Raw genomic sequence first — 19,879 nt, 5'->3', positions numbered from 1 at the left:
TCACAATGGATAAAAACACTGATAATTCAAAACTTACCCCCATGATGCAACAGTTTTATTCTGTTAAAAAGGATTTTCCCGACAGCATCCTTTTTTTCAGAATGGGGGACTTTTATGAGATGTTTGAAGATGATGCGGTAGTGGCAAGCAAAGTGTTGGGGATTGCCCTTACCAGCAGAAACAAGTCTTCTGACAATAGCCCGCCTATGTGCGGAATCCCTTACCACTCATATCAAACCTACCTTAACAAACTTCTAAATGCTGGTTACAAAGTGGCAATATGCGAACAGCTTGAAGATCCATCCAAAACCAAAGGGATTGTAAAGCGTGGTGTTGTCAGGGTTGTTACACCTGGTACTGTTATTGAAGATGAATCTTTGGGTAATTCAAATTTCAACTTTCTTACGGCAATATCAAAAACTGACAGCCTTTACTATTCTGTTGTTGCTGATATTTCAACAGGCGATCTCTTTTTGTTTCATTCAAAAAGTTTAAATGATGTTATCGACAAGTTTAAACCTAAAGAGATAATAGGGGAAGTAGAAAACCTGAAAGGCGAAAAAATCCCTTTTTACAAGGTAGATAAAACCTATCACTTCAAGACTATGTTGTCTGAAATTCTTAACTACTTCAATGGCTCTTCGCTAAAGTCTGTCGGTATAACGGAAGATGATTATGTGAGGCCGCTTTTTTATCTTATAAGTTATCTTAAGAGTATGATGATTGATGTAAATCTCAAGCGCCCGGTGGTTTTTTTGACGGAAAATCAGTTATATCTTGATTCGGTTGCCCAAAAGACTCTGGAACTCTTTGAAAGCAGTTCGGGCAGAAAAGATGCAACACTTTTCGGTGTGTTGAACAGATGCAGTACCCCTATGGGGGAAAGGTTGCTGTCTTTATACATTATGTCACCTACAAATGATATTGAAGAAATTGCAACAAGGCAAAATCTGGTAGAATATTTTCTTTTAAATAAAGAGGTTCGTTTAAGATTAAAGGGTTATTTAAAGGAAATTTATGATCTTGAAAGGATAATGACAAGAATAGCCGCAAAAAAGGCTTCGCCTGCGGATTTGACATGGCTGAAAAACTCTTTGAAACCTCTTTCAGACATAAAAAACACTCTTGAAAAATCAAACAACCCTTTTGTAGAAGATATTTACAACAATTTTGATGATTTAAAAGATGTTTATGACTTTCTTGATACTGCTGTTGTCGATGACCCTCCGGCGACGATTGAAAAAGGGGGAGCAATAAAGGATGGATATGTTAAAGAGATAGATGAATTAAGGTTTTTAAGGAAAAACAGCAGAGCAGAGCTTGCAAAAATTGAGACAGAAGAGAAAAACCTGACAGGCATAAATACATTAAAAGTAAAATACAACAAAGTCTTTGGTTATTATATCGAGGTGCCAAAATCCCAAAGCAAAAATGTACCTGCCTATTTTGAACGTAAGCAAACATTGGTAAATGCCGAAAGATATGTGACTGCAAAACTCAAGGAATTGGAAGAAAAAATTTTGACGGCAGAAGACAGACTGATAGAGCTCGAAAAACAGGCTTTTGGTGAAATTGTTGAGAAAATACTTGAGCATAACATCAGAATAAGGTTTATGTCGGGACTTATTGCAAGGCTCGATGTAATGTTAAGCTTTGCAGAAACAGCTCAATCAAACAGATATACAAAGCCTATTGTAAATGAAAGCGATGTGATAAAAATAATAGATGCAAGACACCCCGTAATTGAAAAGTTTATAGATGAGCCATTTGTCCCCAATGATGTTTTTCTGAACAATGATGATTCAAGGCTCATGATTATCACAGGTCCAAATATGGCGGGAAAAAGTACGTATATCAGGACGGTGGCCCTTGTATGTATTATGGCGCACATCGGCTCATTTGTACCTGCAAAATCAGCAGAAATCGGTACGATTGACCGTATATTTACCCGTATTGGTGCTAGCGACAACATTTCTCAGGGGGAATCCACATTTATGGTGGAGATGGTAGAAACGGGGAATATTTTGAATAATGCAACAGACAAATCCCTTGTAGTCCTTGATGAAATTGGAAGAGGGACATCTACTTTCGATGGTGTGTCCATTGCATGGGCAATTTCCGAATATCTTTTGAACAAAGTCAGGGCAAAGACGTTATTTGCCACACACTATCACGAGCTTTCAGATATTCCTATTGTAAATCATGGAGCAAAAAATCTGACAATAGAAGTAAAAGAATGGAAAAATGAGATAATTTTTCTGCGTAAAATTATTGAAGGCAGTAGTGACAGAAGTTATGGTATTTATGTGGCAAAGCTTGCAGGTTTGCCTGATGAGGTAATTGTAAGAAGTGATGAAATATTAAGGCAGCTTGAAAAAAATGAGTTTGGCGTGGATGGACTGCCCAAACTTGCAAAAACTTCAAATGTTCAACAAAAGCAGCAGAAGATTATTCAGCCAATGCTTATTTTTGAGGAGAATGAGGCTCTGACAGAGCTTAGAAAAATTGATGTCAATGAAATCACGCCTCTTGAAGCGCTTAATATTCTTGCAAGACTCAAGGAACTGGCCGATGAGTAAATCGCTTGTTGTATTAAAATATTTTGCTGACGCCCCTTTGTCATTTATTGCTTTTTTGATAGCACGAATACCTTTGTGGACTGTTTTGTATCTTTATTTTGCAGGTAAAATGAGTGCGGGCATGTTTGTTATGATTTCTGTTCTAATTTACTTAAGCAGAAGTTATTTTGATGTGGAAGTATTTAACCTGAACCCTTTTTATTCAATTTTTTGCAGTGTTTTTTATAGTGTTTACAAGCCATTGTTGATGTTGGCTGTTTTAATAATTTTCATAGTTGGCCTATACTATTTTGCATTTACAAAAAATCTGCCGGTATTTTTGGTTATTATCCTGCTGCTTGCTTTTTTTGTAAGCGGGATGTCGGTTTTTTTTAGAAAAGATTATCTAAATGGGCTGTGGAGAATAAAAAATGCCCCCGGATTTGGTCATTTTATCAAAAATATAACAGTTGAAATTTTGTGGTTTATAGTAATCACAATGCCGTTAAGCAATGCTTTTGTAGGCTTGTTTATAATATACACAATTGAATTTGGTAATTTTGTTAAAGAGTTTGACGAGATAATTTAATTTTATTTTACATAATTGCAAGTTATGTTAAAATATTTACATGAATATTGTGATTTTCACCGACCTTGACGGCACGTTTCTGGATCATTTTACGTATTCCTACAAAGATTTGCTGCCGTGTTTTACTGTTATCAGGCAAAATAATGTGCCGATTGTGTTTGTTACTAGCAAAACAAGAGCGGAAGTGAAGCTTCTTGTTGCTGAATTGGATTATGATGTTATTTTTTCGGTAGAAAATGGTGCAGCAGTTTTTTTTCCGGAAAAGTTAAAGTTGTATGATAAGGTTTTTGGCAAAAAATTGGAGGAGATTAAAGGCTTTTTTGATTGTCATAAAGATAAATTTTTTCTTAGAAGTATTTTCGATATTCAGGAAGAGTATCTTTCAAAAAAGGTAAATATGGATATCTCAAGGGTTGGATTATTGAAACAGAGGGAATTTTCACTCCCTTTTTTTGCTGAAAATTTACACGAACTAAATAAGTTTATACAGATTTGCGAAGATAATGGATATAAGATATTGAAAGGCGGAAGGTTTTACCATCTTGTCGGGAAAAGTCAGGATAAAGGGGTTGCAGTAAGATACATAAAGGGTATTTTAAATGGAAATTTAAAAAGCATTGGGCTTGGGGACAGCGGAAACGATTATGACATGTTGATCAATGTAGACTACCCTGTTGTAATTAAGAAATATGACGGAAGCTATGATGAAAAGCTTCTTACAATAAAAAATGCAATAAAAAGCAGATTTATAGGCCCTGAAGGATGGTGTGAAGTTGTTATGAATTTTTTGAAGGAGGAAGGTAATGGCTGATTTTTATCAAAATGCAATGTTTACTACTCTGCAAAACCTTGGAAACAGAGGTTTTGAAAAGTTGTCAGCAGATATAATGAAATACACTGACAGAAGAAAGATAGCGCTTTTACTGCCTGCCCTGTACTCGGAATTTGAAACAGAGGCGATGCAGGTGATTATTGAAGAGCTGAAAGATGTTCCGTTTATAGAGACAATTGTTCTTTCTTTGGACCAGGCAAACAGAGAACAGTTTGAGGATGTTAAAAAAAGGTTGTCGGTGTTGCCTCAGGAAGTAAAAATAGTGTGGAATCACGGTGAGAAAGTGCAGGAGCTTTATGAAGAGCTTTTAAAGGAGGATTTCCCCCTCAATATTCCAGGTAAAGGTCGTGTTGTATGGATGGGGCTTGGGTATATTCTTTCTCAAAACAGACACTATGTAATTGGTCTGCACGATTGCGACATAAAAAACTACAAAAAAGATCTGGTGGCGAGATTGGTATATCCGCTTGTAAATAGAAACCTCAACTTCAGGTTTTCAAAGGGTTATTATGCAAGAGTTACTGATAAACTATACGGGAGGGTCAAAAGGCTGTTTTATATCCCTCTCGTAAGGGCGTTAAAAAAGATAGTAGGATATGAAAATCAATTTTTAAATTACCTTGATAATTTCAGATATGCTCTTTCGGGGGAATTTGCATTTATTTCAGATGTGGGAAGATCAATTAGAATATCTCCCACGTGGGGGCTTGAAATTTCCATATTGAGTGAAATCTATCAGTCAGTAAACCTTAATAAAATATGCCAGGTTGAAATTATGGATACTTATGAGCACAAACACAACACAATAGATGCCAAAAAGCCCAACGAAGGGCTTTTGAAGATGGCTGCAGATATTGCCAAGACGACCTTCAGGGTACTTGTTCAGGATGGTGTGGTAATGTCTGAGGCGTTTTACAGGACTCTTCTTGCCACATATATTCAGGAGGCAAGAAAGGCGATTGAACAGTACTACGCCCTTTCAGAGATAAATGGTCTTGAATATGACAGGCATGACGAAATTAAGGCGATAGAGTCGTATGCAATTGCTATAAAAAATGCTTGGCAAGAATTTACGGAAAATCCTATTGGGGTCAGACTGATTTCCCCATGGATAAGGATAGAATCTGCATTGCCAGGCTTTATGGATAAATTGTCAGAATATGTGGAGCTTGATAATAGATAATTGCTTAAAAATTAATCATAATTTGTGTAAAATGCCTGTTTGTTGTTCATTATGTTTGAAATAATATCTTTAAGTGCCTAAAATTTTGGCACAGTCCTTGCATATAAACCTTCAACTAAAATAGAGGAGGTTTATATGAAACTTATCAAGGCAATAATCAAACCATTTAAACTTGAAGATGTGAAAGACGCTTTGAGTCAGCTTGGCATTACCGGTATGACCGTATATGAGGTCAAGGGTTATGGCAGGCAGAAGGGGCATAGTGAGCTTTACAGAGGTGCTGAATATTCGATAGATTTTGTGCCTAAAGTCCTTGTTGAAATAGTTGTCAAAGATGAGCTTGAGGATGATGTGGTAAGTGCCATAGCAAGTGCTGCCAAAACAGGTAAAATCGGGGATGGAAAGCTCTTTGTAATTCCGGTGGAAAAGTCTCTTAGAATAAGAACAAATGAATTAAATGAAGCAAGTCTATAGGAGGTTTGTTATGAAAATAATTATTTCAATAGCGTATTTGATAATTTTTTCTGCATCCGTTTTTGCAGAAGGGGATAAAATGCTTACACTTGAATCTCTTGATGAATCGATTAAGCAGGTGCAGACCAATACCGATTGGCTCTGGACATTGATAGCTGCATTTCTTGTATTTTTTATGCAGCTTGGTTTTGCGATGGTAGAGTCAGGGTTTACCAGGTCAAAAAATGCTCTGAATATTATAATGAAAAATTTGCTGGATTTTGCTGCAGGTTCAATAGGTTTCTGGGCAGTAGGGTTTGCTATAATGTTTGGAGCAACAACTACCGGCTTTTTTGGGACAGAAGGATTTTTCCTTTCAAACTGGGACATGAAAGATAACTGGACTTTAGCCTTTTGGATATTTCAGGTAGTATTTTGTGCTACAGCCGCTACAATTGTCTCAGGTGCAATTGCAGAAAGGGCAAATTTTAAATTTTACATACTTTTCAGCTTTATTATGTCCATGGTTATATACCCCGTTTTTGGAAGCTGGGCATGGGGAAGCCTTTTTCATGGAAACGGCTGGCTTGAAAAATTGGGTTTTATAGATTTTGCTGGTTCAACAGTTGTTCACTCAGTTGGCGGATGGGCTGCTCTTGCTGCGGCAATAATAATAGGACCAAGAATTGGCAAGTTTGGTGATAAAGGGCAGGTAAGAGTTATCCCTGGACACAATATACCTCTGGCAGCTCTTGGTGTATTTATATTGTGGTTTGGTTGGTATGGATTCAACGTAGGGAGTGAAACAGCCGCCGATTCAGCTTTGCCTCTTATAGCGGTAAATACCACGCTTGCTCCGGCTGCTGCAGTATTATCGGCGATGACTGTTACCTATTTCAAATACAAAAAATTTGACATCGGTATGTCATTAAATGGCGCATTGGCGGGGCTTGTGGGGATTACTGCTGGCTGTGCAAATGTCACACCTTTTTATTCAATAATAATAGGTGTAGTGGCAGGCATTCTCGTTGTTTACTCTGTAATATTTTTTGACAAAATAAAAGTAGATGATCCTGTCGGTGCTATTTCTGTGCATGGTGTAAACGGTGCATGGGGTACACTTGCTGCAGGGATGTTTAACTATAATTTTGAAACAAATGCCCTTGAGCCTGTAATTATGAGTCAGATTATCGGTATCGTGGCAGCTTTTATATGGGCGTTTGGCTCAACATATATTTTAATAAAAATCTTGAATATGTTTGTAAAATTCAGGGTATCTGAGGAAGAAGAACTTATGGGGCTTGATTTTTATGAGCACGGCGCAAATGCATATCCGGAATTTCAGAAATCTTTAATCAGATAATTTAAAAGCGGGCTTGACCCGCTTTTTTATTTTTTACATTTTCTTACATAGAAAAACAAAAACAATGTGGAAGATATTCTTCCTATTACAAGAGAAATTGCAGCAATTACTGCACCCGGAAACAATGAATTTGTAAGCATTAATGTTAATGATATCAATATCAGCCCAACTTCAAGGGCGGTGGCATAGGTGATAGGGTTGGTTAGTTTGTGATTTACCAATATACCTCTTTGAAATGAAATCAACACGGTGCTTGCTGGAAGGATAGTCATAATAGATGTGGGCAACACTGCAAAATCTGCCAAATCCCTTGAAAGACCTGAAATTTTGCTGAACCATATATGAGAAAGTGGGGTAAATGCTATCAACCCCATCATAAACAAACAAAACAGCCCCAAAATGGCAGCAAAGTTCCTGACGGTAACATAATTTTCTTTGCTTCTTGAAATGAGTGCAATAACTACCTCCTGATAAGAAAGCCCAAGACTTCTGAATATGAATACCAATGAGTTTATCACGGGCAACACCGCCAGAGATTCTATTGCATTGATACTTTTGCCCATAAAAAAAGTTACGGCGGGGTAAACTCCAAGCCCTATAAGAGGGGTTAGTGCAAGTGGGATATAAAATTTTAAAATGTATAAAAAAGGCAAATTACTGTCATTATCATTTGCCTTTATCTCTTTTATAAGATTTTTTGACATCATTCTTACGGCTATGGCTTCGGCCATTACTCCAATACTTAACGAAAGGGTGCCGACCGCTGCGCCGGGCAAAATTTTAAGGCTGTACATTGTAAATGCACTTATAGACATAAACGTCAGCCTGAATATTGTCCCGAATGCCACATATTTTGTTTTGCCATACTTGATTAAGATCCCCTGATAAAATCTTCTATAGCCGATTGAGCCTGGCCATGGGGTAAGAAGTAATGTCGCAAGATGTGCCGTTTTTGCGATTTCATATTTAAGACCTAACATATTTATGGCAAGAAAATAAAAGATATCGGGGATGCAAATAATTAAAATAACAGAAGTAAGGGCAATATTAAGCCACAGCGCAAATCGTCTCAAATCGTAATAACTGTTTACCCCCTTTACAAGTGCAACGGAAGCGCTCATCAGCATAATAATTGGGGCTTCCACCACAAGTCCGAATGCAAAAGATACTCCGTATGCTGCCAAATTAAACTTTTCCTGAGGCAGTCTTGCAATTATTGCCGCAAGATAGGGGCCTTCAAAGGCCATCATTAGCCATGTGGATGCAAGGGGGAGCCAGAATTTTAAAATCCCTTTGTATGTTATTTTTTGTGTGTTATCCATTTAATTCTTCGTCAATCATTTTCAGTGCTTCAAGTCCTCGCATCGGGATGGAAATATGATTTCCAGCAATTTGTGACTCTCTTAAATTTATCCTTATCACTGTTGTATTGTCTCGTCTGCCTAACCTTTCACTTGTATACCTGATTGATGGCACAGCAGTACCTGCCCCCACTTCCACAACAACAATATTTTTGCCGGAAGCATTTTGAATAACATTATCAAACCTGTCCGATTGTTCGTGGGAGCGCTGAGGCAGCCATGAGTAATCTCCAAACATCAAAATGTTTGGTCTTGCCACGCGATCGCAAAATCTACATTTTGGGATGTTTTTGGCTCGCATTGTTTCATAATCTATTTGAATATTTTCATTGTTTTCCCAGATTGCATCACAGCAGGGAGCAAGACACTGAAGATGATGGATAGAGCCATGAATTTCATAAATTTTAAAAGGGTCAAAACCTGCCTTTTGAAATTGCCCGTCAACATTTGAAGTGACCACAAAATAGTCCTCTGCAATATTTTTGCCCCAGTTTAGCATTATGTTAAATCCATCGTGAGGAGTAGTTTTTCTGTAAAGCTCCAATCTATGTCCGTAAAATCCCCAGCCAAAGTGTGGGTCTGTTTCAAAATGAATCGGGTTTGCACAGTCGTAAAAGCTAAGTCCTAATCTTTCATACATTGGATAAGCATTCCAGAAGCCCTTTTCCCCTCTAAAGTCTGGCAGCCCCGAGTCCACACCTATGCCTGCGCCGGCTGTCATTATCAGCAGGTTGGCGTTTGCAATTTTTTCTGCAGCAAATTTGATAACTTCCATACATCACCCCTAACTTTAACTATAAAGATAAATTAAAACCTAATCAACATGAATTATCTCTTTGTAAACTTCAAAAAATATGTATAATAATCATACCTGATACTTTTATCGGAGGCATTATGAAAGAGCTTATTATAAATATACAGTCTGAAAAAATAAAAAAAATTCTTGATAGAGGAAATATTTTTGACCAGCAATATCTTCCCGCAGTAATGGAAATTTTAAACAAGGTAAAAGAGGGGAAAGATAAAGCCCTTGTTGAGCTTACAAAAAAATTTGACAATACCGATATAAGTGACGGATTTGAGGTGGATAAGAAGTTTCTGGAAAAATGCTATGAAAATCTGCCCGAGAAATTGAGAATATCTCTTAACGTGGCCAAAAATAATATCACAGAATATCATAAAAATATGCTGGAAAAGACCTGGATGTATGAAAGAGCTGACGGAAGTATATTGGGTGCGAAGGTGACACCTCTTGAAAAAGTAGGGGTATATGTGCCTGGTGGAAAAGCAACTTATCCATCCACAGTATTGATGAATATTCTGCCTGCAAAAGTGGCAGGTGTAAAAGAAATTATTATGGTGACTCCGGCAAAGGATGGCAAATTAAACGAAGTTGTGCTTGCCGCCGCATATCTTGCGGGGGTGGATAGAGTATTCAAGTTGGGTGGTGCCCAGGCAGTTGCTGCCCTTGCATATGGCACAGAGACAGTCCCGAAGGTTGATAAGATTGTCGGGCCTGGAAACATTTATGTGGCGCTTGCCAAGAAAATAGTGTTTGGCAGTGTCGATATAGATATGATTGCAGGTCCAAGTGAGATACTTGTTATCGCTGATGGCAATGCAAATCCTGAATATGTTGCAGCAGACATGCTTTCTCAGGCAGAGCACGATGAGCTTGCATCTGCTATTACTGTCACTGATGATAAAAATCTCGCTCTGCGTATTGCAGTAGAAATTGACAAGCAGCTTGAGCTGCTTCCAAAAAAGCATATCGCTGAAAAGTCCCTGAAAGATTTTGGCGCTATTATTGTTGTGAAAGATATTGATGAGGCTTGCGACATTGCAAATGAGATTGCCCCTGAGCATCTTGAGCTATATGTCAAAACCCCTTTTGAATATCTAAACAAGATAAAAAATGCCGGTGCAATTTTTTTGGGCGAGTACACTCCGGAGGCGGTTGGGGATTATCTGGCAGGTCCAAATCATACACTTCCTACAAATGGTACGGCGAGATTTTTCTCCCCTCTTGGTACGTATGATTTTGTAAAACGTTCCAGTATAATTAATTTCAATAAATATGCCCTTGAGAAAGTTGGGGATAATATTGTGGAAATAGCAAAAGCCGAAGGGCTTGATGCCCATGCAAATTCAGTACTGAAAAGGTTGAAATAAAATGGCCGTTATTATTGTTGACGGGCATTCCATAGCTTACAGAATATATTACAAAGTACCACCCCTTACAAACTCAAGAGGCGAACCTACCGGCCTTATACATTCATTTATAAATACAATACTTACCATCAAAGATAAATTTAAGCCTGAAAAGATTTATATAACATTTGACTCAAAAGGGGAAACTGAGCGTCACAGAATGCTTGAAAAATACAAGGCAAACAGACCTTCTACACCTGAAGATTTGATTTCTCAGGTGGAAAAGATAAAGCAGATTCTTGTGTTGCTTGGCTTTGACGTGTTTTGTGAAGATGGGATTGAGGCCGACGATATTATTTACACTCTTGCTATGAAAAGTGAAGGTGAAGTCTATCTTGTGACAAAAGATAAAGATTTGATGCAGCTTGTTGACTCAAAAATCAAGCTTCTTGATTATCAGACAGGGGACTTGATTGACAAGGAAGGGGTAAAAGAAAAGCTTGGGGTTTATCCCGATAAAATTCTTGATTACCTTGCCCTTTGCGGAGATTCTGCTGACAATATCCCGGGCGTTAAGGGTGTGGGGCCAAAAACCGCAATCAAACTTCTTCAGGATTATGGTAGTCTTGATAGTGTCTATGAAAATATTGAAAATATCAAAGGGAGCATAAAAGATAAACTTGTAAAAGATAGAGAGCTTGCATTTTTAAGCAGGGAAATTGCAAGACTTAAGCTGCTTGACAAACTTGAAAAATATGAAACAAAAGGGGAGCTTGAAAGTATATTTGGAGAGCTTGAGCTAAATAGTTTATATAAAAGAATATTCGGTGCTTCAGATAAAAAAGAAAAAAAAGATGTGTTTGATGAGAAGATATTACTCTTTTTGAATGATAAGATATATATTGCTGACAGTGAAAAGACTTTAATTACAAATGATTTTGATAAAGATATCAAATATTGTTACGACATTAAAAATATTTATAAACAAACGAAATTTTATAAAGATGATGTTTTTGATTTGCTGATTATTTCATGGCTCAATAACCCAGATAGTGGCGGTATTGGCCTAAACAAAGATGAAAAACTGGAAGATTTTATTTCGAAACTTAAATGTAGGGCAAAAGAGGAAGTAGAGCTGTGCAAAACTAACGATCTTTATGATATATATTTTAAATATGAGTTGCCTATGACTAAGGTCATAGCGAATATGGAAAAAAATGGGATAAAATTGGACCCAAAAGTGCTTGATAGATTAAATGAGGAAATAACCTCTGAGGCGCTGAAAAAAGAAGAGGAAATATACGCTGCGCTGGGTGAGTCTATAAACATTAATTCCCCTAAACAATTAAGAGAAGTCTTGTTTGATAAACTGAAGCTTGCTCCGTTTAAAAAGACCAAGACAGGATTTTCCACAGATGAAGAGTCTTTAAGAAATATGGTTATTGTAAACCAGCACCACAAGAAACTTCTCGAAGATATAATTGAGTATCGTGAGCTTACAAAGCTTTTAAATACATACACTTCAAAGCTTCCTGAATATATCGACAATAATACCGGCAGAATTCATTCAGAATTCAAGCAGACTGGGACTGCTACGGGGAGGTTTTCTTCTAACAACCCTAATCTGCAGAATATCCCTCTAAAGGGGAGTTGGGGGAAAAAGATAAGGTCAGCTTTTGTGGCTGAAGAAGGGAAAAAGTTTATTTCTCTTGATTATTCACAGATTGAGTTGAGATTTCTTGCGCATTTTTCAAGGGATGAGACTTTGATTTCTGCGTTTAAACAGCATCTTGACATTCACAGAATTACCGGCTCGAAAATTTTCAAACTCCCTGAAGAAAAAATTGAGGGGGATTTGAGAAGAATTGCAAAAGCAGTAAATTTTGGAATACTTTATGGTTTGAGCCCCTTTGGCCTTGCAAGAGATACCGGGGTAAGTCAGGCGGATGCAAAGGAATTTATTGAAACTTACTTTAAAACATATCCGGGCGTTAAAAAATATATCGGACAGGTTATACAGGAGGCCGGCAGGTTTGGATACATAAAAACAGTACTTGGAAGAAAAAGGTTTTTTCCTGAAATACGGAGCAAAAATCAGGTGCTCAGAAACCGGTCTGAAAGGATGGCTTTAAATTCCATTTTGCAGGGTTCGGCTGCTGACGCAATAAAACTTGCCATGCTTGAGATTGAAAATTTTCTTGAAGATAAAGATGCGCATATTGTATTGCAGATTCACGATGAACTGGTAGTTGAATCAGATAACAATATTGTTGGTGATGTGGAAAAAAAAGTAAAAAAGATTATGGAAAGTATTCTTCAGCTTGAAGTAAATCTTGAGGCAAACAGTTCGATAGCTGCCAACTTAGGAGAGGTGAAATGAGTAGACTCAACACGATTTTAAAGGAAAATTCCGAGCTTAAGAACGAACTGGAAGGTATCTTAGGCCTTATCAAAGAGAATGAAATCAAGCACAGGGGCTTTAAAGTGGTAGAGTATGCATTTCTGATGTCCCGCAAGCTGGAAGATATAGAAGAAAGACCTTTGAGCTACCTGGAAGATATATTTTCACTGGACAAAGTTTTTCTTTGTATCAACAAAGATGTTTTTAATTTTGAGAGTTTTGGGGCGGAAAAAGATTACAGCCGCATAAAGTTTTGCGATACGAGTGTATTTAAATATTTCTTTTTAAAAAAGAAACCTTATATCGGCAACAACAAGGTGAATTTGATAAGTGAGTTTGACCTCTACCCTGAGATGGGCTCTTACTTGATTAGTCCGATTTTTGAGAATGAAAAGCTGGTAGGCAGTCTTAATATTTATTGCAAATCGCCTGAGAGGTTTGCTGAAGGTGTGAGTTTTGACTTTATCAAGGAGCTTTCATTTAAAGCAGGAATAGCCATCAGAAAGATATATGACAGTGAATTTATCAGAATGAAGTCAAAAATTGATGATTTGACAGGATGTTTTAACAAAAATGGCCTGTATGAGCATCTTGAAATATTTTTAAACAGACACAGGCGGTATGAACAGCCTTTTTATTTTATTATGTTTGACCTTGATAATTTTAAAATTGTCAATGATACCCTCGGCCATCTTGTGGGGGATGAATTTTTGAGAAGGGTAGGAAAAAGTTTGAAGGAAAGGTTTAGAAAAAGCGACGTTATCGGAAGGTTTGGCGGTGACGAATTTTATATGTTGATTCCCAACAAAGGCGCTGATGAAATAAAAATTATACATAACAAGATAAACAAAACATTGGAAGATTTGTCCGACGAATTTGACCTGGAAAAGGAAGTGACTTCAAGCGGAGGCGCTGTTTTGCTTGATAAGGGTGATAAAACAATGGATATTGTGGAAATTATAAAACTTGCCGATGATATGCTTTATAAAAGCAAGAGGGAAGATAAAGGCTCTGTTAATCTTTTTGTAAATTATGGAAAGTCCTGATTTAAACATCTTGAAAATCATTCTGGATAATATTTACAACGGTGTGTATCTTGTTGACCATGAAGGGCGCACTTTGTGGGTCAACAAAGCTTTTGAAGAGATGTCCGGTTTTTCATTGAGAGAGCTTGAAGGAAAAACATTGTATGAGCTGGTAAATAATTATAAATATTTCAGCGGCTCAGCCAGTATACTTGTCCTTGAAAATAAAAAACCTGCTACCGTGACGTACAGGACAAGCAAGGGGAAAAATTTCCTTGTAAAGGGGAGGCCAATTTTTGATGAATCCGGCAATCTAAAGTATGTAGTAAATACGATATGGGACTTAACAGTTATAAATTACACAGATGTTGTGGATAAAGATACCCTGAGAGATTATGCTCTTCAGGAATACGATATAATTACTACCAGCAGCAGTATGAACAGTGTAATTAATATGGCGATGAAAGTGGCACCCACAGATGCAAATATTTTGATTACAGGTGAGTCAGGGGTAGGCAAAAGCTTGCTCGCAGGGCTTATCCATAAAATGAGTGAGAGAAAAAATGGCAGATTTTTGAAAATCAATTGTGCGTCAATACCTGAGAGCCTCATCGAGTCGGAGCTTTTCGGCTACGAATCAGGAGCGTTTACTGGAGCCAGCAACAAGGGGAAAAAGGGGCTTGTGGAAGCAGCGCAAGGCGGAACGATATTTCTTGATGAAATATCAGAGCTTTCCCTCAATGTCCAGGCAAAGGTACTTACCCTTATTCAGGAAAAGGAATTTGTAAAGGTCGGAGGTACAAAATCAATAAAAAGTGATGTGAGAATAATTGCCGCTACAAATAAAAATCTTTATTCTCTGGTAAATGAGGGGAGTTTTAGAGAAGATTTGTATTACAGACTTAATGTTATTCCAATAAATATCCCCCCTTTGAGAGAAAGGGCAGACGATATTCCGGTTTTGACGGAGTATTTTATTAAAAAGTTTAATGAAAAATATAATACTTATAAGTATATTTCCGAAAGCGTAATAGAATATTTTAAAGCTCACACCTGGCGGGGGAATGTTCGGGAGCTTGAAAATACAATTGAAAGACTTGTGGTGACTACCAGGTCAAACAATATTACATTGTCTGACCTCAATGAAATTTTTGCAGAGGATTTTAAAGGGGACAAACTTGATTTTGAAGGCCAGATTAACCAGTTTGAAAAGAATATTCTTCTGAAAGCGAAGAAAAAATATGGCACCACAAGAAACATCGCCAGAAACTTGAATTTATCCCAGACAAAGGTAGTAAGGCTGCTGAAAAAACACAAAATCAGCTGATTTAAAAACGGTTCGAATGAATTATATTTAAATCACTTAAATTGTATAAAATCTATATTTTTGAACCAAATGTAACTCAAGAAAATGATAGACTATCTTCAACTTGCTGACAAACAATGCTAAAATTTGTTCGCGCAAACAGGCATGGTTTTTGCAAAATCCTTACATATTAAAAATTATAGGGGGTAAATTATGAAAGAAGTTTATATTGTAGAAGGCGTGAGGACACCTTTTGGATCATATGGTGGTGTATTGGCTGATGTGCACGTTACGGATTTGGGCGCGACAGTAATTAAAGGTTTGGTTCAAAAGGCAGGGATTGATGTAGATGCAATTGATGAGGTTATCTTTGGGGAAGTTTTGATGGGAGGCAGCGGTCAGGCTCCGGCAAGGCAGGCGATGAGAAAGGCAGAGCTCAAAGATAAAACCCACGCTATGACAATAAATAAAGTTTGTGGCAGCGGCATGAAGTCAATTATGCTTGCTGCTCAGTCAATTATGTTGGGGGACAGCGAGGTTGCTATTGCGGGTGGAATGGAGAGTATGTCCCAGTCACCTTATGCCCTTGATAAAGCAAGATTTGGCTACAGGATGGGTGATGGTAAGATATTTGATTTGATGGTCTTTGATGCCCTTATCGACCCATATTCCGGCAGACATATGGGGGAGATTACAGAGGAGAGTATTGCAAAAAACAATATTTCAAGACAGGAGCAGGATGATTACGCAATAAGGTCTTATACACTGTCACAAAAGGCTGTTGAGTCAGGCAGATTTGATGTGGAAATTGTTCCGGTAATAAAGCAGAGTAAAAAAGGGGAAGTAGTTGTAAATAAAGATGAAGAGCCTTTTAAAGGGGATATATCAAAATTGCCAACCTTGCGCCCTGTTTTTAAAAAAGATGGTACTATTACGGCAGGCAATGCTTCCACAATTAATGATGGAGCTGCTGCAGTGCTTCTTGCCTCATCTGAAGCTGTAAAGAAATATAATCTGAAACCAAAGGCAAAACTAATAGCCTATTCTACAAACAGCATACATCCTGATGATTTTGGTGAAGCCCCTGTTGGTGCAATCGAAAAGATATGGAAGAAAACAGGACTGTCAAAAGACGATATAGGTCTTTATGAAATAAACGAGGCTTTTTCTGCCGTACCGCTTTTTGCCATAAAAAAGCTTGGACTTGATATCAATAAAGTAAATGTAAATGGCGGGGCAGTATCTATTGGTCATCCGGTGGGGGCTAGCGGTGGCAGGCTTGTGGTGACTGTTTTGAATGAGATGATTTTGAGAAAGGAAAAATACGGACTTGCTACCCTTTGTATAGGTGGCGGGGAAGCTGTTGCCGTATTGCTTGAGCTTTTATAGGAGGGTTTGATTATGGCAAATAAGGTTTATGAAACAGTTGAAAAAGCACTGGAAGGTGTTTTGAGAGACGGGATGACTATTGCTGCAGGTGGATTTGGTCTTTGTGGGATCCCTGAAAAATTGATTCTTGCTATAAGGGACAGTGGAGTAAAAGATTTGACATTTGTTAGCAATAATGCTGGGGTCGATAATTTTGGTCTTGGACTTTTGCTTCAGACAAGGCAGATTAAAAAAATGATTTCCTCTTATGTGGGTGAAAATAAAATTTTTGAGCAGCAATATTTAAATGGTGAGCTCGAACTTGAGTTAACACCTCAAGGGACTCTGGCAGAAAAGCTTAGAGCAGGCGGTGCGGGTATCCCTGCATTTTACACGAGGACAGGCTATGGCACAATTTTGACTAAAGATAAAGAGGTAAAGGTTTTTAACGGTAAGGAATATGTACTGGAAGAAAGTATTGTGGCAGACCTTTCAATAGTAAAGGGGTGGAAGGCTGACAGATCTGGCAATGTAATGTTTAGGATGACTGCCAATAATTTTAATGAGGCTTGTGCAAAGGCAGGAAAGCTTACAATTGTTGAAGTGGAAGAAATCGTCGAAGTGGGCGAACTTGACCCTCACTGTATTCACCTGCCAGGGATTTATGTGGACAGACTTGTACTTGGTACAAATTATGAAAAGCCTATCGAACAAAGGACTGTTAATACGGGGACTATTTCTGCAAAAGGCTTTAATGAGCAAAAGGAATGGATGGCAAGAAGAATTGTAAAAGAGCTTAAAGACGGCTATTATGTAAATCTTGGTATTGGAATGCCTACACTTGTAGCCAATTTTGTACCTGAGGATATCAATATAATTCTTCATTCAGAAAACGGGCTTCTTGGAATTGGGCCATTTCCAAATGAAGATGAAGTTGATGCAGACCTTATAAATGCAGGGAAGCAGACTGTAACATACATCAAAGGGGCGAGCTTTTTTGACTCTTCTGAATCATTTGCAATGATACGAGGCGGGCATCTTGACCTGTCTGTTTTGGGGGGCATGCAGGTAAGTAAATTTGGCGACCTTGCAAACTGGGTAATCCCCGGCAAAATGGTAAAAGGGCCAGGCGGAGCAATGGATTTAGTTTCGGGGGTGAAAAAACTTATAGTTATGATGGAGCACACAGCAAAAGACGGAAGCCCCAAAATTTTAAATGAATGTACTTTGCCAATAACCGGTAAAAATGTGGTAGATATGATAGTGACAGAAAAAGGGGTATTTACGGTAGATAAAGTTAATGGTTTAACACTTATTGAAATTTCACCATTTTCAAGTCTTGAGGATATCAAAGCATCAACTGGCTGTGAATTCAAGGTGGTAGATAATTTAAAGTAAATAGATTTTCCCGGACGCAAAAAAACGTCCGGGTCTTTTTAAATTTATAACATTCCCCTTGCAAACAGCGGATTTCAAAAGTAAAATATTCATATGAAAAAGCTGCCGATAGGGATTCAGACATTTGATAAGATAATTGAAGGTGACTACATTTACGTCGATAAGACAGAGTATGCCTATAACCTGATAAATGACTATACATACATTTTTCTATCCCGCCCGAGGCGTTTTGGTAAGTCGCTGTTTCTTGACACATTAAAGTCGATATTTGAGGGGAGAAAAGAGCTTTTTGAAGGGCTATATATCTATGACAAATGGGACTGGAGCAAAAAGTATCCTGTCATCAAGATAAGCTGGGATGGAAAGCTACAAACTCTTGAAGATTTGGAAAATAAGGCAAGAGTAATTTTTAAATTTAATCAGGAAAGATTGGGTGTAAGATGCGAAGAAAGTGGCAATTCTGCAATTTGTTTTGAAGAGCTGATAAAATTAGCCCATGACAAATATAATGAAAAAGTGGTTGTTTTAATTGATGAATATGATAAGCCTATTTTGGATGTGCTTGATAATTTGGAGCAGGCAAAATTACACAGAGAGTTTATAAAAGGTCTATACTCTGTTATAAAAGGGAGTGACGCCTACATCCGCTTTGCATTTCTGACTGGTGTTAGCAAATTTTCAAGAGCATCTATTTTTAGCGGCCTTAACATGCTGACAGATATCTCCCTTAATCCAAAATACGGCAATATATGCGGATACACGCAGAAAGATATTGAGACAACATTTATGCCATATCTTGAAGGTGTGGATATGGAAAAATTGAAAATCTGGTACAATGGTTACAATTTTCTTCAGGACAATGTTTATAACCCTTTTGACATATTGCAGTTTATAGCGAGCGGACATATGTATAGAAACTACTGGTTTGAAACCGGTACACCGTCATTTTTGATAAAGCTGCTCAAACAAAGAAATTATTTTTTGCCAAAGTTGTCTGATTTAAAGGTAGATGACAAGTTGTTATCCACTTTTGATATAGAACATATTGATATTGAAGTTATATTATATCAATCAGGTTACCTGACAATAGATAAAATGATAACAAATGAGATACTGGACACAATAGAATATACGTTAAAAATACCTAACAAAGAGGTTCAGATTTCCTTTAACGATTATGTAATCAGATATCTGTTAAATGGAGATGTTTCAGAAAAAGAGCCGCTGATGAAATCACTTTTGTCTGCTGAGCTTGATAAGTTTAAAGAGAGTCTCATATCGATATTTGCATCTATACCATACAATAATTTTTCAAAAAACAATTTGGACCAATTTGAAGGGTTTTATTCCAGTATAATTTATGTTCACCTTGCCTCTTTGGGTATAAAGATAATTGGTGAGGATGTCACAAATGAGGGCAGGATTGATTTGACCTGTTTTGTCAAAGACAAGATATACATTCTTGAATTTAAGGTTGACGGTCAGAAAGGTGAGGCATTATCACAAATTAAGAGTAAAAACTACGCCCTAAAATATAAGAATTCGCCTATTTACAAGGAGTATTCTGAAATTTATCTTGTAGGTATTGAGTTTGATTCTGCAAAGCGAAATATTGAAAATTTTGAGTGGGAAAAATATTTATAACAGTGAAAATGGCTTAATCTGCTTTGTCTATTTTTCTTTAAAACCGAAAATATGTTTGATTTAACTAAAAATAGTTCCCACACAGAACTAAAAATCTATAAATAGTCTTCTGTTAGAACTAAACATTGACTTATTTGTAAAAAAGTATAGGCCCTGTCCAAAGAATTGTGTAAATCCTCTTTGCAAAAAGTTAACAGAGCAGGTAAAATAAAGGCAAGGAGGATTTTATGTTTGTAAACAAAGATGA

Annotated in this window: 15 protein-coding genes; 13 read left to right on the top strand and 2 right to left on the bottom strand. The window is 37.3% G+C overall.

The window, feature by feature from the left end; translation table 11 throughout:
• Positions 1-5 precede the first annotated feature (5 nt).
• The 6 genes from mutS (at position 6) to ACTCAF_RS05500 (ending at position 6,978) form a co-directional block, all read left to right on the top strand.
• The gene (gene mutS / locus ACTCAF_RS05525; protein WP_463062294.1) at positions 6-2,579 is read left to right on the top strand and encodes a DNA mismatch repair protein MutS; all 2,574 of its coding nucleotides are present in this window, start codon (positions 6-8) and stop codon (positions 2,577-2,579) included.
• Positions 2,572-3,147 (top strand): hypothetical protein, encoded by a 576-nt coding sequence (locus ACTCAF_RS05520; protein WP_463062293.1) that lies wholly within the window; start codon positions 2,572-2,574, stop codon positions 3,145-3,147. Before mutS ends, ACTCAF_RS05520 begins: the two co-directional genes overlap by 8 nt.
• Before the next feature lie 40 nt (positions 3,148-3,187).
• The gene (locus tag ACTCAF_RS05515; RefSeq protein ID WP_463062292.1) at positions 3,188-3,958 is read left to right on the top strand and encodes an HAD-IIB family hydrolase; all 771 of its coding nucleotides are present in this window, start codon (positions 3,188-3,190) and stop codon (positions 3,956-3,958) included.
• Positions 3,951-5,162 carry a glycosyltransferase family protein gene (locus ACTCAF_RS05510; RefSeq protein WP_463062291.1) on the top strand — a complete coding sequence of 404 codons (1,212 nt, stop codon included), beginning with the start codon at positions 3,951-3,953 and terminating at the stop codon, positions 5,160-5,162. The genes ACTCAF_RS05515 and ACTCAF_RS05510 overlap by 8 nt, the downstream gene beginning before the upstream one ends.
• A 135-nt stretch (positions 5,163-5,297) precedes the next feature.
• A complete protein-coding gene (locus ACTCAF_RS05505; RefSeq protein WP_463062290.1) occupies positions 5,298-5,636 on the top strand; it encodes a P-II family nitrogen regulator in 339 nt (112 codons plus the stop codon).
• Between the two features lie 10 nt (positions 5,637-5,646).
• Positions 5,647-6,978, top strand: coding sequence for an ammonium transporter (locus ACTCAF_RS05500; protein WP_463062289.1), 1,332 nt, complete (start codon positions 5,647-5,649; stop codon positions 6,976-6,978).
• A gap of 26 nt (positions 6,979-7,004) precedes the next feature.
• Here the strand turns inward: ACTCAF_RS05500 and ACTCAF_RS05495 are convergent, their stop codons facing one another.
• Together ACTCAF_RS05495 and ACTCAF_RS05490 are read right to left on the bottom strand one after the other, a co-directional pair.
• Positions 7,005-8,300: a hypothetical protein gene (locus ACTCAF_RS05495; RefSeq protein WP_463062288.1), complete on the bottom strand. Its 1,296-nt coding sequence runs from the start codon at positions 8,298-8,300 to the stop codon at positions 7,005-7,007.
• Entirely contained in the window at positions 8,293-9,114 is an 822-nt protein-coding gene (locus ACTCAF_RS05490; RefSeq protein ID WP_463062287.1) for an SIR2 family NAD-dependent protein deacylase, read from the bottom strand. The genes ACTCAF_RS05495 and ACTCAF_RS05490 overlap by 8 nt, the downstream gene beginning before the upstream one ends.
• Before the next feature lie 119 nt (positions 9,115-9,233).
• Here ACTCAF_RS05490 and hisD point away from each other — a divergent pair, with 119 nt between their 5' ends.
• From hisD to ACTCAF_RS05455, 7 genes are all read left to right on the top strand, one after another.
• Positions 9,234-10,511 carry a histidinol dehydrogenase gene (hisD, locus tag ACTCAF_RS05485; protein WP_463062286.1) on the top strand — a complete coding sequence of 426 codons (1,278 nt, stop codon included), beginning with the start codon at positions 9,234-9,236 and terminating at the stop codon, positions 10,509-10,511.
• A 1-nt stretch (position 10,512) separates the two neighbouring features.
• The gene (locus tag ACTCAF_RS05480; RefSeq protein ID WP_463062285.1) at positions 10,513-12,870 is read left to right on the top strand and encodes a DNA polymerase; all 2,358 of its coding nucleotides are present in this window, start codon (positions 10,513-10,515) and stop codon (positions 12,868-12,870) included.
• Complete coding sequence (locus ACTCAF_RS05475) at positions 12,867-13,937, top strand: GGDEF domain-containing protein (RefSeq protein WP_463062284.1); 1,071 nt, start codon at positions 12,867-12,869, stop codon at positions 13,935-13,937. Before ACTCAF_RS05480 ends, ACTCAF_RS05475 begins: the two co-directional genes overlap by 4 nt.
• Positions 13,924-15,243: a sigma-54 interaction domain-containing protein gene (locus ACTCAF_RS05470; RefSeq protein WP_463062283.1), complete on the top strand. Its 1,320-nt coding sequence runs from the start codon at positions 13,924-13,926 to the stop codon at positions 15,241-15,243. The genes ACTCAF_RS05475 and ACTCAF_RS05470 overlap by 14 nt, the downstream gene beginning before the upstream one ends.
• A gap of 192 nt (positions 15,244-15,435) precedes the next feature.
• Entirely contained in the window at positions 15,436-16,611 is a 1,176-nt protein-coding gene (locus ACTCAF_RS05465) for a thiolase family protein (RefSeq protein WP_463062282.1), read from the top strand.
• Between the two features lie 12 nt (positions 16,612-16,623).
• Positions 16,624-17,988, top strand: a complete 1,365-nt coding sequence (locus ACTCAF_RS05460; protein ID WP_463062281.1) for a 3-oxoacid CoA-transferase subunit B — start codon at positions 16,624-16,626, stop codon at positions 17,986-17,988.
• A 93-nt stretch (positions 17,989-18,081) separates the two neighbouring features.
• The gene (locus ACTCAF_RS05455) at positions 18,082-19,632 is read left to right on the top strand and encodes an ATP-binding protein (protein WP_463062280.1); all 1,551 of its coding nucleotides are present in this window, start codon (positions 18,082-18,084) and stop codon (positions 19,630-19,632) included.
• Positions 19,633-19,879: the final 247 nt, after the last annotated feature.

It is taken from the genome of Deferrivibrio sp. (assembly GCF_055117995.1).
Note: the sequence above shows the minus strand (reverse complement) of the source record. Positions and strands in the feature narration are given on the sequence as shown.

Bases quoted from the DNA above. Each gene is read 5' to 3' on its own strand.
- ACTCAF_RS05505 (WP_463062290.1), top strand. From the start codon at position 5,298: ATGAAACTTATCAAGGCAATAATCAAACCATTTAAACTTGAAGATGTG.
- ACTCAF_RS05460 (WP_463062281.1), top strand. From the start codon at position 16,624: ATGGCAAATAAGGTTTATGAAACAGTTGAAAAAGCACTGGAAGGTGTT.
- ACTCAF_RS05495 (WP_463062288.1), bottom strand. From the start codon at position 8,300: ATGGATAACACACAAAAAATAACATACAAAGGGATTTTAAAATTCTGG.
- ACTCAF_RS05510 (WP_463062291.1), top strand. From the start codon at position 3,951: ATGGCTGATTTTTATCAAAATGCAATGTTTACTACTCTGCAAAACCTT.
- ACTCAF_RS05455 (WP_463062280.1), top strand. From the start codon at position 18,082: ATGAAAAAGCTGCCGATAGGGATTCAGACATTTGATAAGATAATTGAA.
- ACTCAF_RS05500 (WP_463062289.1), top strand. From the start codon at position 5,647: ATGAAAATAATTATTTCAATAGCGTATTTGATAATTTTTTCTGCATCC.
- ACTCAF_RS05520 (WP_463062293.1), top strand. From the start codon at position 2,572: ATGAGTAAATCGCTTGTTGTATTAAAATATTTTGCTGACGCCCCTTTG.
- ACTCAF_RS05465 (WP_463062282.1), top strand. From the start codon at position 15,436: ATGAAAGAAGTTTATATTGTAGAAGGCGTGAGGACACCTTTTGGATCA.
- ACTCAF_RS05490 (WP_463062287.1), bottom strand. From the start codon at position 9,114: ATGGAAGTTATCAAATTTGCTGCAGAAAAAATTGCAAACGCCAACCTG.
- ACTCAF_RS05470 (WP_463062283.1), top strand. From the start codon at position 13,924: ATGGAAAGTCCTGATTTAAACATCTTGAAAATCATTCTGGATAATATT.
- ACTCAF_RS05480 (WP_463062285.1), top strand. From the start codon at position 10,513: ATGGCCGTTATTATTGTTGACGGGCATTCCATAGCTTACAGAATATAT.
- mutS (WP_463062294.1), top strand. From the start codon at position 6: ATGGATAAAAACACTGATAATTCAAAACTTACCCCCATGATGCAACAG.
- hisD (WP_463062286.1), top strand. From the start codon at position 9,234: ATGAAAGAGCTTATTATAAATATACAGTCTGAAAAAATAAAAAAAATT.
- ACTCAF_RS05475 (WP_463062284.1), top strand. From the start codon at position 12,867: ATGAGTAGACTCAACACGATTTTAAAGGAAAATTCCGAGCTTAAGAAC.
- ACTCAF_RS05515 (WP_463062292.1), top strand. From the start codon at position 3,188: ATGAATATTGTGATTTTCACCGACCTTGACGGCACGTTTCTGGATCAT.